Origin of the sequence: Prochlorococcus marinus str. SB (genome assembly GCF_000760115.1) — a bacterium.
Taxonomy (GTDB): domain Bacteria; phylum Cyanobacteriota; class Cyanobacteriia; order PCC-6307; family Cyanobiaceae; genus Prochlorococcus_A; species Prochlorococcus_A marinus_D.
This window is the reverse complement of sequence record NZ_JNAS01000002.1, coordinates 880,799-898,136: the sequence shown is the minus strand read 5'-3', so window position 1 is coordinate 898,136 and position 17,338 is coordinate 880,799. Positions and strand designations below refer to the sequence as shown.

Below are 17,338 nucleotides of genomic sequence, written 5' to 3'. Positions count from 1 at the left end.
TTCAAAGAGTTTCTTTTACTAAATTTTGTATATATTCACTATTAATCCTTTTATTTGATTGACTTCCTAAGGTCATCCAAGCTAAATATTCATGATTTCCAGCAGGACCTACTAGAGGAGAAGCTATCAAATTCTTTATATTCCATTGGAAATTGTTAGCAGCATAAATTACAGACTCTATAGCTTCAGTATGGAATTTAGGATTGCGAACAACGCCTCCTTTACTGACTTTATCTTTACCCACCTCAAATTGGGGTTTAATTAAAAATATTCCCTCAATACAATCACCTTTTAATAAATTACCAATTGATTTAAAAACTAATTTTAATGAAATAAAAGACAAATCAGCAACCGCAAAATTTGGTAATTCATTACTTCTAGATAAAAGATCATTAGGTTTTAAATTTCGAATATTAGTTCGTTCAAAAAGTATGACTTTTGGGTTATTTCTAATCTTCCATGCAGTCTGCCCATAACCAACATCTATCCCATAAACTAACTTTGCTCCTTGTTGCAATAAGCAATCAGTAAATCCCCCGGTAGAGATTCCTGCGTCAATACATATTTTATCTTTTACTTTAATTTCAAGTTTATTAAATGCCTCCATTAATTTTTCGCCACCCCTTGAAACAAACATAGGTTCGGAATCAATAAAAAATTCAGATCCAATTATTACTTGTTGTCCAGGTTTATCCCATACTTTTCCATTAATATCTCTTACCTTGCCAGCAAGAATTAAACCTTGGGCTTTTTGACGAGTTTCACATAAACCACTTTTTAGAAGATAAAGGTCTAATCTACTTTTTTTAATCATCTATTAATAAATAAAAAAAGACTGAATAATGAACTTCTTCAAGATTAAGATCCAAATTCTTTAATACCTTCCAATTTTAAGTAAGAACTAAAAAATTACCCATTATTAACGAAAGGAATAAAAACAAACATTTTTATATTTAAGCTTTCTAAATTAGCCGGAAAAATGTTACATAAGAAAATAATAGCCAGTCAAATATGTTCAATGGCAAGTACATCTTTAAGGTATAGAGCAATAATTCGATTTTGGTTATAAAGTTTAAGTTGATAATTAATAAAAATTGTGATCGAGCGTTACACATTACCCGAAATGGGGAAAATCTGGACTGATAGCGCAAAATTCCAGAGTTGGCTTAAGGTTGAAATAGCTGCATGTGAAGCAAATTTTTCCCTGGGGAAAATTCCTGAGAATGCCATGAAAGAGATACGTTCAAATGCAAAGTTTGATGAATCTAGAATTACAGAAATTGAGAAAGAAGTTAAACATGATGTCATAGCATTTCTTACAAGCGTTAATGAATTTGTAGGAGATTCTGGAAGATATATACATGTTGGTATGACCAGTAGTGATGTACTTGATACTGGCTTATCTCTTCAATTAAAAGATTCTTGCGAATTGTTATTAGAAGAAATTGAGAACCTAGAAAATGAAGTCAGATTATTAGCAAGGAAGCATAAAAATACATTAATGATTGGCAGATCTCATGCTATTCATGGGGAGCCAATTTCCTTCGGTTTTAAACTTGCTGGATGGTTAGCAGAAATAATAAGGAACAAAAAAAGATTGTTAACACTGAAAGAATCTGTAGCAATTGGACAAGTAAGTGGTGCAATGGGAACTTACGCTAATACAAATCCCAAAGTAGAACAAATAACTTGTGATTTACTCGGCTTAAAACCAGATACAGCAAGTACGCAGGTCATATCGAGAGACAGGCATGCAGAATATGTTCAAACTATTGCACTAGTTGGCGCTTCTCTAGATAGATTCGCAACTGAAATAAGAAATTTACAAAGAACTGACGTTTTAGAAGTTGAGGAGGGCTTTACAAAAGGTCAAAAAGGTAGTTCTGCCATGCCTCATAAAAGAAATCCTATTCGAAGTGAAAGAGTAAGCGGTTTAGCAAGAATTTTGAGGAGTTACGTCTTAACAGCACTGGAAAATGTTCCACTTTGGCACGAAAGAGATATAAGCCATAGTTCAAATGAACGTATCATGTTACCTGACGTATCAATCTGTTTGCATTTTATGCTCAGGGAAATGAAAGATATAGTAAGCAATTTGGAAGTTTATCCAAAAAATATGCTCAAAAATTTAAATATATATGGTGGTGTAATCTTTAGTCAGAAAGTTTTACTTTTGCTTGTAGATAAGGGGTTGTCTAGGGAAAAGGCTTATAGCTTAGTACAAAAAAATGCGCATCAGGCATGGAATACTGAAAATGGGAATTTCAAACAAAATATAGAGAGAGAAAGTGAAATAATGGATCTTATTGATCAAAGTGACTTAGAAGAATGTTTTAATCCTTCAATTCATCTCAATAATTTAAGTGTAATATGGGAGAAGTTAGGTATCTAGGATTACTGAAAACCTTATCTAAGTTAAACCAGTGTTTTCAGAGGAATAATGACAAAAAACTTTAGGATTGAAAAAGATAGTATGGGAACTATAGAGGTTCCCATTGAAGCTTTGTGGGGCGCTCAAACACAAAGATCGATAATAAATTTTTCTATTGGAGAAGAATTAATTCCAATTGAGTTAATTTATTCACTCACCATCATAAAAAAAGCTGCTTCAATTGCGAATTTCAATTTAGGGTTTATAGATAAAAGAAAAAAAGATTTGATTGTAGAGGCATGTACAGAAATACTTGATGGACTTCATGATTCACAGTTTCCCTTAAAGGTTTGGCAAACAGGTAGTGGCACGCAAACAAATATGAATGTTAATGAGGTAATTTCAAATATTGCAGCATTAAAAACAAATTCAGAGCTTGGCAGTCATCAACCAATTCATCCGAATGATGATGTAAATAAATCTCAGTCAACTAATGATACTTTTCCTGCTGCTATTCAAATATCTGTTGTTAATGAAATAATCAAAAATTTAGTTCCAACGATCAGAGAACTTACGAACATCCTTGATAAAAAAAGTGAAGAATGGAAAGACCTTATAAAGATAGGAAGAACTCATTTTCAAGATGCAGTGCCCCTTACTTTTGGGCAAGAAATATCAGCATGGTCAGAGCAACTTAAAGATGCTGAAAATGCAATAATCATAAGTCTGAATGAATTGTATTTCCTACCTCTTGGAGGAACTGCAGTTGGAACAGGGATTAATTGTCCGAAAGGATTTTGTGAAGAGTCTATAAAATCAATTTCCGATGACACTAATCTAATGTTCTATAAATCAAAAAATAATTTTTCTATCATGGCCTCGCATGATCGTTTAGCTCAAGTAATGAGTCAGATAAAAATATTAGCAGGTGTATTATTTAAAATTTCAAATGATATAAAAATTCTATCTTCTGGTCCAAGATCAGGAATATATGAATTAATTATCCCTCAAAATGAACCTGGTAGTTCCATCATGCCGGGTAAAGTTAATCCGACTCAATGTGAAGCCTTATCAATGGTTTGCACTCAGATAATGGGTCTTGAATATGCAGTTTCAATGGCAAATTCTAGCGGCACTTTACAGATGAATGAATATAAGCCTCTGATTGGATTTAATATTCTTACAAGTTTAAAATTACTTAAAAATGCGATAGGAAACTTCAGAATAAAATTAGTTGATGGAATGGAACCTAATCAAAAGAAAATGAAGTTAAATTTAAAAAATTCACTAATGTTGGTTACAGCCATAGTCCCAAAAGTTGGTTATGAAAAAGCAGCTGAAATTGCAAACCTTGCCTTCAAAGAATCATTAAATTTAAAAGAGGCAACACTTAAATTAGGTTATTTAAAGGAAGATGAATTTGATGAAGCAATGAATATCAATTCAATGATTTGATTAAAAAATTTAAGAATTATTATCAATTCTTTTAATTGCAGGATTAATATCTTCAGAGACTTTTATAAGATCATTGGATTCAGAAACAGGAAAACGATTAATAGCTTTTAATGCTAGCTTCGCTTTGCTTTTTAATTTATTACTAACACCAATACAGTATTGAACTTGAGAAAGGACATCAATTGATCTTCTAATAATCCTCACTACATCACCTTCATCTAATGAAGTATTAAAGACTAAATCTTTCCATTTTTTTCCTCTTGCCCATTCAGCAATAATTCCAGTCAACTCTGTTTCTAAATAGATAGGAATTTCAATATGAAACTTATTTTGTTGAAAAGAGACTAATTTTCTTAAACCATCTAATTCATTAAAAACATCTATTACCTTTAAAGAAGGTTTGAAATTACACCAAAGATTAGGCCTCCTTACATCAACACATATAGCTTGAATAATTGCAGCTAACTCAGGAGGATCTAAATCGTCCAAATAACCACTTACTAAAACAAGACCAATCCATAATTCATTTTCACTTCTTATTGCACCAACTGTTTGGCCAACTTCTGTCAATTCCAAATCATTTAAACAACCAAAATGATTCAAAATTTTAATCATATCGGTAAAAGTTCTCCAGTTATGATTTTCTTTATCCTCAAGAGATTTTTTTCTCATATTTATTTCTTGTTCAACATCAATAATTCTTTTTCTATATTTCTTTAATTTCTTGGAGTCTCCAAATCTATGTGCAGGATGATCAGTAACTGTTTCTGCTAAATTATTAATTTGTTGCTGTTGTGCCAAAACTTCCGTTGTCAAATCATATTGTGGAGTTTGTAAATCATTTTTTTTAGAAACTTCTAAAATTCGATCTGCATAACACTGCGACATATCATCTCCCCTAAATACCTCTCCAGAAAAATACATCTTTGGTATTTCAAGTCCTAAGATATTAATTGCATCCAAATCATTAAAAATATTTACTATGTATGAGGGTTTTATAAGAATAAATAAATTATCAATTGTCAAACACAATAAACTCTTAATTTTTTGGGATTCATATATTTTCTTACAAATTAATCCAGGAACAATTTTTCTTTTAATTTGAGGAGCTTTGATTGAAATTAAGCTTCCATCTTTAATATATGGGAGTGCATTAGTTATCTCTTCTGATAATTTTTCTGCTGCTTGTTTTTCTAAAATTTTCAAGAGTCTTCTCTCTTCTTTAAGACGATTTTTTAAGTTTTCGTAGGCATCAAAATCTTTCCAAGAAACATTAGATGTAATTTTTTTTAATTCAATTAAATCCTTATCTAAATTTTCAAGAATTATATTCTCCCCTGAGGATTCACCTAAATATAAAAAACTACCAAAACTTCTTTTGATTAATTCTTTAGACTTCTCTAAAGTATAACTTTGTAAAAGATTAAGTACCATTCCATAGCTAGGAGTGAATTGACTCTCTAAAGAATTCGGTTTGCTAATAGCCAGTGCACTTGCTTCTTTGGCACCTTCGAATCTTGTTTGTAAAGTAAGAACATATCCCTGGGTATCTTTTCCTCTTCTTCCAGCTCTTCCTGACATTTGCAAAAATTCACTGCTAAATAATAATCTATGCCCATCTTCAGTCCTTTTTGATAAAGAAGAAATAACAGTTGTTCTTGCGGGCATATTTATTCCGGCAGCAAGAGTTTCAGTTGCAAAAACAACTTTTATTAAACCTTGCTGAAATAATTCCTCAACCAATTCTTTCCATGCAGGTAATAATCCAGCATGATGGGATGCAATACCGCGTTTTAATGCCTCGCATTGAGATTTGTCTTTAATTGCTTCCTGATTATTTTTAAGATAAACATCTAATTTTTGGGATATCATACTTGCTTCTGAATAACTTACTAAAGTTAAATCTTTAATATTCTCAATAGCCTTGTCACATCCTCTTCTACTAAAAATAAAATAAATAGCTGGCAACATATTTCTTTCAGCTAGTTTCGAGATCACAAAGCCAATGGAGGGAGACTTTGGTTGCATTATCCTGCCCACTTTTCCTCTCATTTTCTGCCCTTTAGGAGCTCTCCAAATCTTACAGTTTGGATGGATTCCATTACCCTTATTATTTAAAAGTGGATGGAGGCCTTTAACACTACAAAAAATAAAATCAAGTGGGACTGGTCTCTTATTACTATTAATAAGTACTGTGGGCCCATGAACTTTTTCTATCCATTTTTGTAGTTGATCTGCATTGGCTATTGTTGCTGATAAAGCTATTATTTGAGTTCTAGTAGGGCAATGGATTATAGTTTCTTCCCAAACTGTGCCTCTTTGAGGGTCATTCATATAATGACATTCATCAAGAATAACAGATTCTAAATTTTCTAAAGGATCATCAAATTCATCAAATTCACCATAAAGCATGTTTCTAAAAATCTCAGTAGTCATGACTAAGATTGGTGCCTCTCTATTTATACTTATATCTCCAGTTAAAAGACCAACTTTATTCTCACCATATTGATTAGCAAAATCTCTAAACTTTTGGTTTGATAGGGCTTTTAAAGGTGTTGTATAAAAAACTCTGCTTTCATGAGATAAGCCTCTATATATAGCAAATTCACCTATCAATGTTTTACCTGAGCCTGTTGGTGCCGTTAAAACAACAGAATTTCCGCTATTAATAGCTCGTATTGCTTCTAATTGGAAATCATCTAGCGGAAAGGGAAAATATTCCTCTAAATTAAGCAATAATTGTGATTGAAGAGAGGATGAGTTAACTTCTTAATATAAGATCTATATAGATATTAATAAACAAAAAAAACCTTGCAAACTTTAATACTAAATCTTTTTAATTAAATCCACTATATTTTTTTTGCCAACATGAAAAAAATAAAAATTCCAAAAAATAGAATCCGTAAATTAAAAACATTTTCTTTAGGTAAAAAATCATTCGAACTTCTAAGTTTAAATTCGCAAAATAAAAAACTTATAGACTTATCCAGCAATGATTATTTTGGATTAAGTAGAGACAAGGATTTAATAAAAGCTGCTTACGAAATAAGCATGTTAGAAGGTATTGGTTCAGGAAGCTCTAGGTTTATTACAGGTTCAAGACCAATACATAAATTATTAGAAACAGAACTTGCCAAGTGGCTTGATCAAGAGAAAGTATTACTTTTCCCAAGCGGGTTTCAAGCAAATATAGCCGCTATACAGGCTTTGGCTAACAGAAATAGTATCGTAATAGCAGATAAATTGATCCATAACTCTCTATTGGTTGGAGTTAAAGCTGCTCAAGCAAAACTTGTTAGATTTTCACACAATAATTTAATAGATTTGGAAGATAAAATTATTAAATCTAACCCCACAAAAAATTCCATTTTAGTTGTTGTCGAATCTCTTTATAGCATGGAGGGATCAATCGCTCCGCTCAGAGAAATAACGGAAATTTGCAAAAAAAATAGTGTTCAATTATTAGTTGACGAAGCCCATGCAATTGGGATTTTGGGCCCTGAAGGCAGGGGTTTAAGTTTTAATTACCGTTCAGATGTAACTATGATTACTGGAACTTTTGGAAAAGCATTTGGGAGCGGTGGAGCGTTCATAGCTTCTAATTCAGAAATTGGTGAATATCTTATCCAAACAAGTGGTGCATTTAGGTACACAACTGCTCTTGCGCCATCTTTAGCGGCTGGAGCGTTAGAAGGTTTAAAAAGAATTTTAGAAAATAAAGAATGGGGAAATGATCTGTTATCGTCTGCGAAGATATGGAAAAAAGAAATTATTAAAAATTTTAGTTTTCCAGTTCAGGGAGATTCTCACATTTTATCAATTATTATTGGCCAAGAAGAGCAGGCAATTTATCTACAAAAATATCTCGAAGAAAATGGGTTTTTAGCAATTGCGATAAGACCTCCAACTGTTCCAGTGGGGCAATCAAGAATCAGAATAACAATACGAAGAAACTTAGATTTTAATCTGCTAAAAAATTTCATTGCAGTATTAAAAGAGTTTAAATGAAACAAATTATTACTCAACATGGCTGGGGACTAAATAAATATTTCTGGGATGATTATAAAGTTGATTTTTTAAATAATAATTGGCATTGGCAAGATAATGAAAGGGGCTATTTTTCAAAAAATAATTATCAAGCAGAATGGATTAAAAGCGAATCTAAAAAAGAAATCAGAATGACTTTATGCCATTCATTTGGTTTTCATTTAATGCAAAAAAAAATCTTAAAAGAAGCAACTCATATTGTTCTTATAAATTCTTTTAATAATTTTCTTCCTTTACATAATAAGAGAAACTTTATTTTGAGGTCTCTAAAAAGAATGGAAACAAAAATCATAAAAGATGAATCTAAGGATATGTTGAAAGAATTTATAAATAGATCATTTATGCCAAATCATATGAATAATAGTTTTAAAAATATCTTTTATAAAAGTTTAGAGAATTTAAATAAAACTCTTCTTTTAGACGATTTAAAACAACTTTACATTAATAGAGATTTTCCAGTATTTCTAGAAAACGATTGCAAAATTATTTTTATAAAATCAGAAAATGATATGATTCTTGACAGCGAATCAAATAATAACTTTTTAGATGCCTTAAATAAAACACTCGAAACGAAGCCAATTTTAATTAAATTAGCTCAACAAGGTCATTGCTTAAATAATTTAAATTTACACGAGATCTTACTTAAGATACTTAATGATTGAAATGGATAGTAAAAAGTGGAATAGGAAAATAAAAAATAATTTCGATGATGCTGCATATCGGTATTTCGAGCATTCAAATATTCAGAAATTTTTTGCAAAAAAGATTGTTCAATTTATCCAAGAATTAAATCCCCAAAAAAAAGGTGAATGGATAGATCTAGGATCAGGACCAGGAATATTAGCTGATGAAATAGAAAAAATTTTTTCTTCCCAAAAAGTAGCCAGAATTGATTTCAGCAAAAAAATGCTTTTTGAGAATAAATTATCTAGTAAAAAAATCTTATGGGATTTGAATAATGATTTACCTCCTGAAATCAATAACTGTTCTCTATTAACATCTAACTTTTGCATCCATTGGTTAAACAACCCAGAAAAAATTATAAAGAATTGGTTTAGTAAATTAATATCTGGAGGTTTTTTAATCATTTCATTTCCAACAAAAGATAGTTTTCCTGAATGGAAAGATACTTGTAGAAAAATTAATATTGAATACAGTGGTCTTAATTTCCTTTGCTCTAAAGAATTATTAAAAGATTTCAAATCAACTGAAATACATTATTCAGAAAAGTTTAATTATGTTGAAAATTTTGAAGATGTATTTAAGCTTTTTAGAAGCATTAAAAATGTGGGGGCACAATCAACAAATTGTAAACGCAAAACAATAAAGGAGTTAAAAACAATTCAAAAGTTTTGGCCAAAGAATTACAATAATACAGTGAACTTATCATGGCAAATTGAGATTCAAATCATAAAGAAATTATGAATAGTAATGATAGTATTTTCAAATTTATAATCTGCGGAACAGATACTGATATTGGAAAAACTTTAATAAGCTCTTTTTTCGTTAAAGGATTAAATTCCTTTTATTGGAAGCCTATTCAAAGTGGTATTGAATCGCAAACTGATAGTCAAACTGTTGAAAAACTCACACAAGTAAGTAAAGAGAAAATCATCAAAGAAGCTTATATCTTTACAAAACCTCTATCTCCTCATTGGGCTGCTGAAATAGATCAAAAAACTATTAACTTTGACAACTTGAAATTGCCAAAAGTGCGAGGCTCATTAATTGTAGAAACTGCAGGTGGATTAATGGTTCCAATAACACGTAATTTTTTGCAAATAGATCAAATAAAACAATGGAATCTTCCGGTAATACTTGTATGTAAGAGCTCACTGGGCACTCTTAACCATACTTTGCTTAGTATTGAGGCCTTACAACGAAGAAATATTGAGATTTTAGGTTTAGTAGTCAATGGCGAAAAACACCTAGATAATCCCAAAACTCTAGTTGATTTTAGTGGTATTCCGTTAATTGCTGAATTTCCTTACATCAAAAAAATGGACTCAAATAATTTAGATATACTATGGAAAGAACTAGACATCAAGAATAAGTTGATCTCCCTTTTAAACTCAAAAATAAGTTAAATGAAATCTTTGGATTCAAAAACTCCAAATCAAGATTGGCACCCAAATATTTGGCCACCTTTTACGCAAATCAATAACAGCAAACCGCAAATAGAAGTAACTCACGGTAAAGATGCCCTCCTATTTACTAAAGATCCTAAAAAAGAGCTAATAGATGCAATTAGTAGTTGGTGGGTAACTCTTCATGGTCATAGTAACGAATATATTGCGGATGCCATTTTCGATCAATCAAAAAAGCTTGAGCAAGTTATATTTGCTGATTTCTTACATCCTCAGGCAAAAAAATTGGCGGAAAGGCTTAGTGCATTAACAAAATTAGAAAGATTATTCTTTTCTGATAACGGTTCTACTGCAGTGGAAGTCGCTTTAAAAATTGCCTTCCAAACATGGCAAAATAGAGGAGAGACAAGATCTCAAATAGTAGCTTTTGATGGCGCCTATCATGGAGATACATTTGGAGCAATGGCTTTAGGGGAAAGAAATATTTTTAATGAAAATTTTGATAATCTTATGTTCCCAGTTAGGAGAGTCCCCTGGCCTTCAACTTGGATGAACGATGAAGAAGTAGAAAATAAAGAAAATGAGGCGATCCAAAAATTAGAAACTCTACTTAAAACTCCCACAGTTGCAGTAATCCTTGAGCCACTTGTTCAAGGAGCAGGAGGAATGAATATGGTTAGGCCTCATTTTATTAAAAAAGTTTCAGAAACAATAAAAAATAATAATTCTTTTTTAATTGCAGATGAAGTATTAACTGGTTTTGGAAGATGCGGAAGCCTTTTTGCATTTCAAAAAGCCAAAATCATGCCTGATTTAATAAGTATTTCAAAAGGCTTAACTGGTGGATTTTTACCGATGGGAATAACTTTATGTAAAGAAAAAATTTTTCAATCCTTTGTTGATGATTCCCCAATAAAAACTTTTTGGCATGGGCATAGTTTTACTGCTAATCCTTTAGGTTGTGCTGCGGCAAACGCTAGCCTTGATTTATTAGAAAAAGAACCACAGAAATACCTATCATTTGAAGAAAAACATCTATCTCATTTAATTAAATTTAAAAGCTTACCTTACATAAAAAAGATAAGGGTATCCGGCACAATTGCTGCCTTCGATTTAGATATTGGTAACAAAAAAGGTTATTTCAATAATATTGGAAAAAAAATAAAGAGTCTTGCAATGGATCAAGGTTTATTTATTAGGCCCCTTGGGAATGTAATTTACCTCTTGCCTCCACTTTGCATAACTGATGATCAATTAGAAAAAAGTTACTGGATAATAAAGCAAATCTTAGACAATCTGTAGATAGAAATTTAAGGTCCCTGGAGTATTGCGTTTTCCACATCTTCTCTATTAATGCAGTAGGAAAATAGTCTTTTAGTTTCTTGTCCTTCACTTTCCCACATAACACTTAAATCTTCTTGTTCAAAAATAATAGTTGCATTCCAATTAGAAAGTAACAGATACCATTTAGATGGATTTTTAACATCCTTCACAGCACCTAAATCAGTTAGCCACAATTCTAATGATTGAATTGAATGTTGGTTGATAGGTTTTTTAGGAAGATTCACAGATTTTTTTTAAAGTATCAATTTATTAACCAGATAGGCATAGTATCTAATTCTTTGCCAGTAAAAGAGGCAATAAAAATTGAACAAATCAAACTAATAGAAATGATAATAAATAATAGAAATAAAGAAAACAATTCCCCATTTGAGAAAGGTCTTCTATTACCTACTAAATTTTGATTATTTGAATCAATTATTAAATTATTTAAAACTTTATTATTATTTTTACTTCTAGATTTTTCCTTTAGTTTGTCATCATATATTTTCCTCAAATTACTATTATTTAAATTTTCATAAGCTTCCAATACATCTTGGAACTTACTTTTAGCTTCATCTATTTCCAAAGAAGTTGTATCAGGATGCAACTCAATGGAAAGTTTACAAAATGCCTTTCTTAATTCATGATTTGAGGCATTTTCATCTACACCTAAAATTTTGTAATAAGAAATTTCTCCTTTCAAAATAATCTTTTATTAATATTGTAATTCTAATAACTTTTTAATAAATAGAATGTATTACATGAATGGTAAAAATTTATATTTATAACGAAATGAAGAAACTAAACATTCCAGAAGAAATTTTTTCCTTAATAACTGAAGAAGAGATAATTATGTTTCAAGAATTGCAAATTAAAATTCAAGAATTAAATAATAAAACCAATTTAACAAGATTGATCAATGGTGATGATTATTGGGTATCTCAAGTTTTTGACAGCATTTGGCCATTTAAAACTTTCCCGAATATTAATTTTAATAATAAAAAATTTTTAGATATTGGATCCGGCTGTGGCTTCCCAGGTTTAGCCTATGCCATAACTCATCCTACTTCAGAAATATACTTAGTTGATTCTTCCAAAAAGAAAACAAATGCGCTAAAAGTCTTAATCAAAGAGATCAATCTCAAAAACAATATTCATGTAATCAATGATCGTATTGAAAACTTAGCTCATCAATCTTCAATGAGAAATAGTTTCAATATTGCTACCACCAGAGCGGTGAGTAATCCTTCAACAGTTTCAGAATATATACTACCAATGCTAAAAAAAGAGGGGTTAGGATTTTTATATTGTGGGAAATGGACTGATGAAGAAAGTAAAAATCTAGATAAAACTTTAGAAATATTAGAAGGAAAATTTAAGGAGAAAAAGAAGATTTTGTTACCAAGAAGTAAAGGGACCCGAAATATTATTCTTATTCAACCAAAAGATATTTGCCCAAAAATTTACCCAAGAAAAGTTGGCAAACCTGAGAAAAATCCATTATGAAATTATTTTTTTGATAGTCTTTTCGCACTCTTATCCCCAAATTTTTCTTTTAAAGTTCTCAATTTTCTTATGACTTTTTTTGGATTTATATGACCTTCTAATACTTTTAATAATTGTACTTCAGAAACATCAGTATCTAATAAATTAGAGTTATTTCCTGGGAACCAGTGACTTCCATTACCAAGCAATTGATATCTAGCTTTTGCGAAACCTTCCATATCCAACCAATCAATTAAATTTGAAAGCCAAAGAAGAACGGGAATATTAATATTTCCTGGCGTATATTCCCAACTCGGCAAATTTCTATTCCAATTTTGATGCCACTCTAAACCCAAAGAATTAATTGATTCCTGCCTTAATCTGTTTATTATCTTTGGAACATACTTCTCAGAGTCTGATAACAAAGAGACAGCTTCTAAGTGCAAATCAAAATCCGCCTCTTTTGCAATACCCACACTAAGAGTATGGACATTTTGATTTCTTAAGCAAAAAAGATCGTTAAAAACTATAGGATGAAGAGGCTTACAAAGTTCCAACATTTTGTTTGAGGGAGTATGAAGATGCCCCCCTTTATCTGTGGGACTTATTATGAAAATCCCAAGATCATACTTTTTTGCCAAACTTATAACCTTTGTATTTTCTTGATTGATAAAATACCAGTGCAAATTGACATAATCAAAAAAGTTTGTTGATATAGCCTTCTCAATGAGTGAAGATCTTCCATGAGTTGAAAATCCAATAGAGCCAATTAAATTTTCTTTTTGCAAATTTCTTAAAATGTCAATACAACCTCCTTCTTTAGTAGCATGATGTAAATGTTCATCTTTGTTGATGCCATGTATTGCTAGCAAATCAATTTTTTTGACTTTTAATTTTTCAATACTTGTCATAACATCTCTCTTAAAGATTTCTGGATCACTATCTGGAGGGATCTTAGTTTGTATAATATTAGGGACTTTATTTAAATTTTTAAAACCCATTCCTAATTGAACCTCAGAAGTTCCATAATACTTAGCAGTTTCGACATGACTTAAGCCATATTTGTTAGCTAGATTTAAAATATTTTCTACTTTATTTTGTTCTTCATTTGAAATCTCAGAAAAATCTAATTGTTCCCAACTTTTTTGAAATCTCATACCTCCTAGAGATAAAACAGGTATCTTCAAATTGGTTCGACCAAATCTCCGATATTGCATCTTTTTAAAAATTAATGCTTATTCATTCTTGGTGGTTTTCCAAATGATTGAAACATATCCCTATCAAGACTATTTTCTAGATCATCTAATTCTTCAAAATTGACCCAGTGAATACAATCAACAGGGCACGTATCTATCGCTTCTTGTATAAGGTCAGAACTATCTCCATCTTGCCTCAAAGCTCGACTTCTACCATGAAATTCATCAACTATGAAAGTGTTCGAAGCTACGTGTACACAATACTGGCAACCGATGCATTTAGCCTCATCAACCCAAACAGCTTTTTCGGCTAACTTACCTCCAAGTACAGGCTCCCAGCCTGTAATTTCAACAATCTCTTCAAAATTATCAAATGGATCTGTTAAATCCATAATCTGAGATTAATTCTCCCACTTGGTTAAAACCAATTCGATAGAGCCATCATTTTGGTTTTTTTGTTCTACGATTTGATATCCATCCTCTTTTGTTTTGGAAATAATTGTTTGATAAGCATACATTTGAGTAACTTTAGAGATAAATCTTTCGACAGGTAGCTCAAAATTCCACAAATCTAAATCAGTAACTAATTCATATGAATTTGAATTGTTATCCCATTTAAATCCAACTTTAGTATCACCAGGTAAATTCATGCTTATATCAACAGCTGTAAACCTACCTCTATAGCCTTTAATAAGTTTTTCTTCTTGGTTGATTATGTAACCAAGATTATTTAAGGCTTTAATTAATGGCTCTGCTTCTTTGAGCTGAGTTTTAATAGTACTAAAGTGTGACATTAGATTCGTGGTTAAATTGTTTTAGTTGTTCTTTTTTATTAGAGATGAAAGCATCAGAAGTTTTATTTTTAACTGTTACTTTACCAAGAGCATTTTCAAGCTTTCTAGTAGCATCATTACATGAGCTTCCAGTAAAACCTTCTAATGTCTCTTCAACTCTTCCGTCTTGATGAATTTTGAATCTCAATGTTTTTTGAGGCATTAAATTCAAGTACTAAGCACTTTTACTTTATACAGAATAACGAAAATTATTTGTTTCAGTTGGTACAAGTTAATTATTTTTAATTTATATATTGATTGTCTGATAAATTAACTTTCTCGGTAGTGTTTTGAAGTGGGAAATTTAATTGTTTAATTATAAAAGCCTTGCATCCCCATTGAATCCAAAGCAGTTTTTGCTTCTTCCATAACAGATGGTTCTTTATCGAAAAGGGCTATTTTAGTACATTCATCAACGAAACTTTCTTGAAATGTATTGTTTAATTTTTCGTACAGTCTACATAATGACCAGATGCAATTACTTCTTACACCTGATTCATTATCTATTTTTAAACTTATTAAAAGTTGTTCTGCTGCCAATTGAGCATTTTCCAAAGAAACATTTCCAATTTCAGCTAAAGAACTTGATGACCATAACCTTACTGCAGCTACATCGTTCTTCAAAGCATTTATTAATGGTTTCAAAACAATTTGATTATCATAATTAGCTAAACTCCATGCAGTCGCTCTTCTGACATAAGCATTATCGTCGGTCTCCAAAAGGGTGACAAGTTTCTCAACCGCACTAGGACATGGATTACGGCCCAAAGCGTATACAACACTCATTCTTTCAACAGGACAAGGTTGATCCAGTAAAGGTAACAAAAGAGGGAAAGATCTTGAATCTCTATATTCACAAAATATTCTCAAGCCCTGTATTCTTTCTTCTCTGTTACCTTTTAGCATTTTTAATGCTTCATTACATTCCTGAGTTATATTTAAACCTTTTTGAAAAGAATCTTCATCAATTTGCTCTAAAGGATCTATTTCAATTTCTAAGGCCAATTCTCTTGCTAAAATATCAGGATCAACAGCGATATCAACTAAGCTTTCTTTATTAGGATCCTTATTTATTGTCATTTTGAAAAACTAAAAATATTAATTAATGGGAGCAGGAGACATCATATCTCCAGGTAACCAAATTCTTGCACTAACGGCTAAGAAGGCAAAGCCAAAAAGTGAGACGATAGCGAAAGGCAAAATTTTTGTCTTAATAAAACCCAAAGATTTAAAATTAATTAACATAATAATAACCTGTTTAAGAGACTTTTAAAAAATTTTTATTAGGTAATATTATTTATTTTTTGCATTTTGTCTTAGCTGACCACAAGCAGCATTTTTATCTAGACCTCTGCTTTTTCTCAAGCTTACTGCTATGCCATTGTTAATAAGTCTAGATTGAAATAATTGGAGATTTTTTAAAGAGGTTCGTTTGAATTCAACCTCTTCAATTTGGTTATATTGTATTAAGTTTACGTGACATTGAAACCCTTTCAGCAAATTACTCAATTCAATAGCATGTTCTAATTTGTCATTCACTCCATTTAGCATTAGATATTCAAAACTTACCCTACGCCCAGTATCTCCTACAAATTTTTTACAGTCTTCGATTATATTTTTGATCTCATAGTTTTTTGCACTAGGTATTATCGTTTCTCTTATTTTTTGATTTGAAGCATGTAGGCTAATTGCTAATGTAAATTGACACTTACCTAAAATTTGAAAAGACTTTGCTGATAATCTACTTATCATTTTTGGAACAGCTACTGTGCTTACAGTTATTTTCCTCTGACTGATCTGAAAATCATTATCTATAGATCTAATTGACAAAAGTAAGTCATCAATATTCAATAAGGGCTCGCCCATACCCATGAAGACAATATTAGTCACTTTTCTATTCATTTCATGTTCGATAAATAAAATTTGATCTAAAATTTCACTAGCTTTTAAAGATCTCTTCAAACCTTCCTTGCCAGTTGCACAAAATTTGCAGTCCATTGGGCAACCAACTTGACTAGAAAGACAAGCAGTTAATCTTTTTTCAGTTGGAATACCAACGCACTCAATACTTTCATTATCTTTTGTAGAGAGTAACAACTTTAAAGTACCATCGTTAGCTAGGTTTCTTTCTCCAATAAGCAGCTCACTTACCTTAAAACCATCATCTTTTAACTTATTTCTAAAATCCAAGGGTAAAACTTCTATTTGATCAATATTTTTGTTCTTATTTCTATAGTTATAAATCCAATTATAGATTTGGCGACCCCTAAAAGCAGCCTCCCCATAATCTAAAGCTACAGTTTCTAGATCCTTAATACTACTTCCAAGAAGATTTTTCAAATTTAGTAGTCTTTATTTAAAAACTATTTTCACCATAACAGCAAACCATGTTTTAGAAAGAATTCTGTAAGAAGAAGGGCAATAAAACCAATCATGGCCATTCTTCCATTAAGTCTTTCATTATATAAATGGAATCCATAACGGGGCAATTTTCTTTTGGGTACAATCTCTGGCTTAATCATTACTTACAAATTTAAAAAA

At 31.0% G+C, this 17,338-nt stretch carries 20 protein-coding genes; 8 read left to right on the top strand and 12 right to left on the bottom strand.

All coding sequences use genetic code 11. The features are described from left to right. Nucleotide 1: 1 nt before the first annotated feature. Nucleotides 2–814: a TlyA family RNA methyltransferase gene (locus EV02_RS01700; protein ID WP_032520137.1), complete on the bottom strand. Its 813-nt coding sequence runs from the start codon at nucleotides 812–814 to the stop codon at nucleotides 2–4. A gap of 282 nt (nucleotides 815–1,096) precedes the next feature. Between EV02_RS01700 and purB the strand changes: the two genes are divergently transcribed. Next, nucleotides 1,097–2,392, top strand: a complete 1,296-nt coding sequence (gene purB / locus EV02_RS01705) for an adenylosuccinate lyase (RefSeq protein ID WP_032520136.1) — start codon at nucleotides 1,097–1,099, stop codon at nucleotides 2,390–2,392. A gap of 48 nt (nucleotides 2,393–2,440) precedes the next feature. Then, complete coding sequence (locus tag EV02_RS01710; RefSeq protein WP_032520135.1) at nucleotides 2,441–3,826, top strand: class II fumarate hydratase; 1,386 nt, start codon at nucleotides 2,441–2,443, stop codon at nucleotides 3,824–3,826. Between the two features lie 9 nt (nucleotides 3,827–3,835). Here EV02_RS01710 and EV02_RS01715 read toward each other — a convergent pair whose 3' ends face one another. Then, complete coding sequence (locus EV02_RS01715) at nucleotides 3,836–6,562, bottom strand: DEAD/DEAH box helicase (protein WP_032520134.1); 2,727 nt, start codon at nucleotides 6,560–6,562, stop codon at nucleotides 3,836–3,838. Nucleotides 6,563–6,694: 132 nt separating this feature from the next. Here EV02_RS01715 and EV02_RS01720 point away from each other — a divergent pair, with 132 nt between their 5' ends. From EV02_RS01720 to bioA, 5 genes are read left to right on the top strand one after another with little or no spacing between them, the layout of a single operon-like run. After that, entirely contained in the window at nucleotides 6,695–7,834 is a 1,140-nt protein-coding gene (locus EV02_RS01720) for an aminotransferase class I/II-fold pyridoxal phosphate-dependent enzyme (RefSeq protein ID WP_032520133.1), read from the top strand. Then, a complete protein-coding gene (locus EV02_RS01725; protein ID WP_032520132.1) occupies nucleotides 7,831–8,535 on the top strand; it encodes a hypothetical protein in 705 nt (234 codons plus the stop codon). Before EV02_RS01720 ends, EV02_RS01725 begins: the two co-directional genes overlap by 4 nt. Further along, a complete protein-coding gene (locus EV02_RS01730) occupies nucleotides 8,528–9,298 on the top strand; it encodes a methyltransferase domain-containing protein (protein ID WP_032520131.1) in 771 nt (256 codons plus the stop codon). The genes EV02_RS01725 and EV02_RS01730 overlap by 8 nt, the downstream gene beginning before the upstream one ends. After that, a complete protein-coding gene (gene bioD, locus EV02_RS01735) occupies nucleotides 9,295–9,960 on the top strand; it encodes a dethiobiotin synthase (protein ID WP_032520130.1) in 666 nt (221 codons plus the stop codon). Before EV02_RS01730 ends, bioD begins: the two co-directional genes overlap by 4 nt. Further along, on the top strand, nucleotides 9,961–11,262 hold the full coding sequence (gene bioA, locus EV02_RS01740) for an adenosylmethionine--8-amino-7-oxononanoate transaminase (RefSeq protein WP_032520129.1): 1,302 nt from the start codon (nucleotides 9,961–9,963) through the stop codon (nucleotides 11,260–11,262). A gap of 8 nt (nucleotides 11,263–11,270) precedes the next feature. On the opposite strand, the gene EV02_RS01745 is transcribed toward bioA, so the two are convergent. Together EV02_RS01745 and EV02_RS01750 are read right to left on the bottom strand one after the other, a co-directional pair. Next, the gene (locus tag EV02_RS01745; protein WP_032520127.1) at nucleotides 11,271–11,528 is read right to left on the bottom strand and encodes a DUF3143 domain-containing protein; all 258 of its coding nucleotides are present in this window, start codon (nucleotides 11,526–11,528) and stop codon (nucleotides 11,271–11,273) included. Nucleotides 11,529–11,545: 17 nt separating this feature from the next. Further along, nucleotides 11,546–11,986: a J domain-containing protein gene (locus EV02_RS01750; RefSeq protein WP_032520126.1), complete on the bottom strand. Its 441-nt coding sequence runs from the start codon at nucleotides 11,984–11,986 to the stop codon at nucleotides 11,546–11,548. 89 nt (nucleotides 11,987–12,075) lie between these two features. Between EV02_RS01750 and rsmG the strand changes: the two genes are divergently transcribed. Further along, nucleotides 12,076–12,789, top strand: a complete 714-nt coding sequence (gene rsmG, locus EV02_RS01755; protein ID WP_032520503.1) for a 16S rRNA (guanine(527)-N(7))-methyltransferase RsmG — start codon at nucleotides 12,076–12,078, stop codon at nucleotides 12,787–12,789. A gap of 2 nt (nucleotides 12,790–12,791) precedes the next feature. Here rsmG and EV02_RS01760 read toward each other — a convergent pair whose 3' ends face one another. The 8 genes from EV02_RS01760 to EV02_RS01790 form a co-directional block, all read right to left on the bottom strand. Then, on the bottom strand, nucleotides 12,792–13,985 hold the full coding sequence (locus EV02_RS01760) for an aldo/keto reductase (protein ID WP_032520125.1): 1,194 nt from the start codon (nucleotides 13,983–13,985) through the stop codon (nucleotides 12,792–12,794). Between the two features lie 11 nt (nucleotides 13,986–13,996). Next, the gene (locus tag EV02_RS01765) at nucleotides 13,997–14,356 is read right to left on the bottom strand and encodes a ferredoxin (protein ID WP_032520124.1); all 360 of its coding nucleotides are present in this window, start codon (nucleotides 14,354–14,356) and stop codon (nucleotides 13,997–13,999) included. Nucleotides 14,357–14,365: 9 nt separating this feature from the next. Next, nucleotides 14,366–14,758, bottom strand: a complete 393-nt coding sequence (locus EV02_RS01770; protein WP_032520123.1) for a DUF1257 domain-containing protein — start codon at nucleotides 14,756–14,758, stop codon at nucleotides 14,366–14,368. Next, nucleotides 14,745–14,960 carry a DUF2997 domain-containing protein gene (locus tag EV02_RS01775; RefSeq protein ID WP_032520122.1) on the bottom strand — a complete coding sequence of 72 codons (216 nt, stop codon included), beginning with the start codon at nucleotides 14,958–14,960 and terminating at the stop codon, nucleotides 14,745–14,747. Before EV02_RS01775 ends, EV02_RS01770 begins: the two co-directional genes overlap by 14 nt. A 149-nt stretch (nucleotides 14,961–15,109) precedes the next feature. Then, nucleotides 15,110–15,877: a HEAT repeat domain-containing protein gene (locus EV02_RS01780; RefSeq protein WP_032520121.1), complete on the bottom strand. Its 768-nt coding sequence runs from the start codon at nucleotides 15,875–15,877 to the stop codon at nucleotides 15,110–15,112. Between the two features lie 18 nt (nucleotides 15,878–15,895). Continuing rightward, nucleotides 15,896–16,042, bottom strand: coding sequence for a hypothetical protein (locus EV02_RS09560; protein WP_193742635.1), 147 nt, complete (start codon nucleotides 16,040–16,042; stop codon nucleotides 15,896–15,898). Nucleotides 16,043–16,090: 48 nt separating this feature from the next. Beyond that, nucleotides 16,091–17,137 (bottom strand): 23S rRNA (adenine(2503)-C(2))-methyltransferase RlmN, encoded by a 1,047-nt coding sequence (rlmN, locus tag EV02_RS01785; RefSeq protein ID WP_032520120.1) that lies wholly within the window; start codon nucleotides 17,135–17,137, stop codon nucleotides 16,091–16,093. A gap of 29 nt (nucleotides 17,138–17,166) precedes the next feature. Next, nucleotides 17,167–17,319, bottom strand: a complete 153-nt coding sequence (locus EV02_RS01790) for a high light inducible protein (protein ID WP_032520119.1) — start codon at nucleotides 17,317–17,319, stop codon at nucleotides 17,167–17,169. Nucleotides 17,320–17,338: the final 19 nt, after the last annotated feature.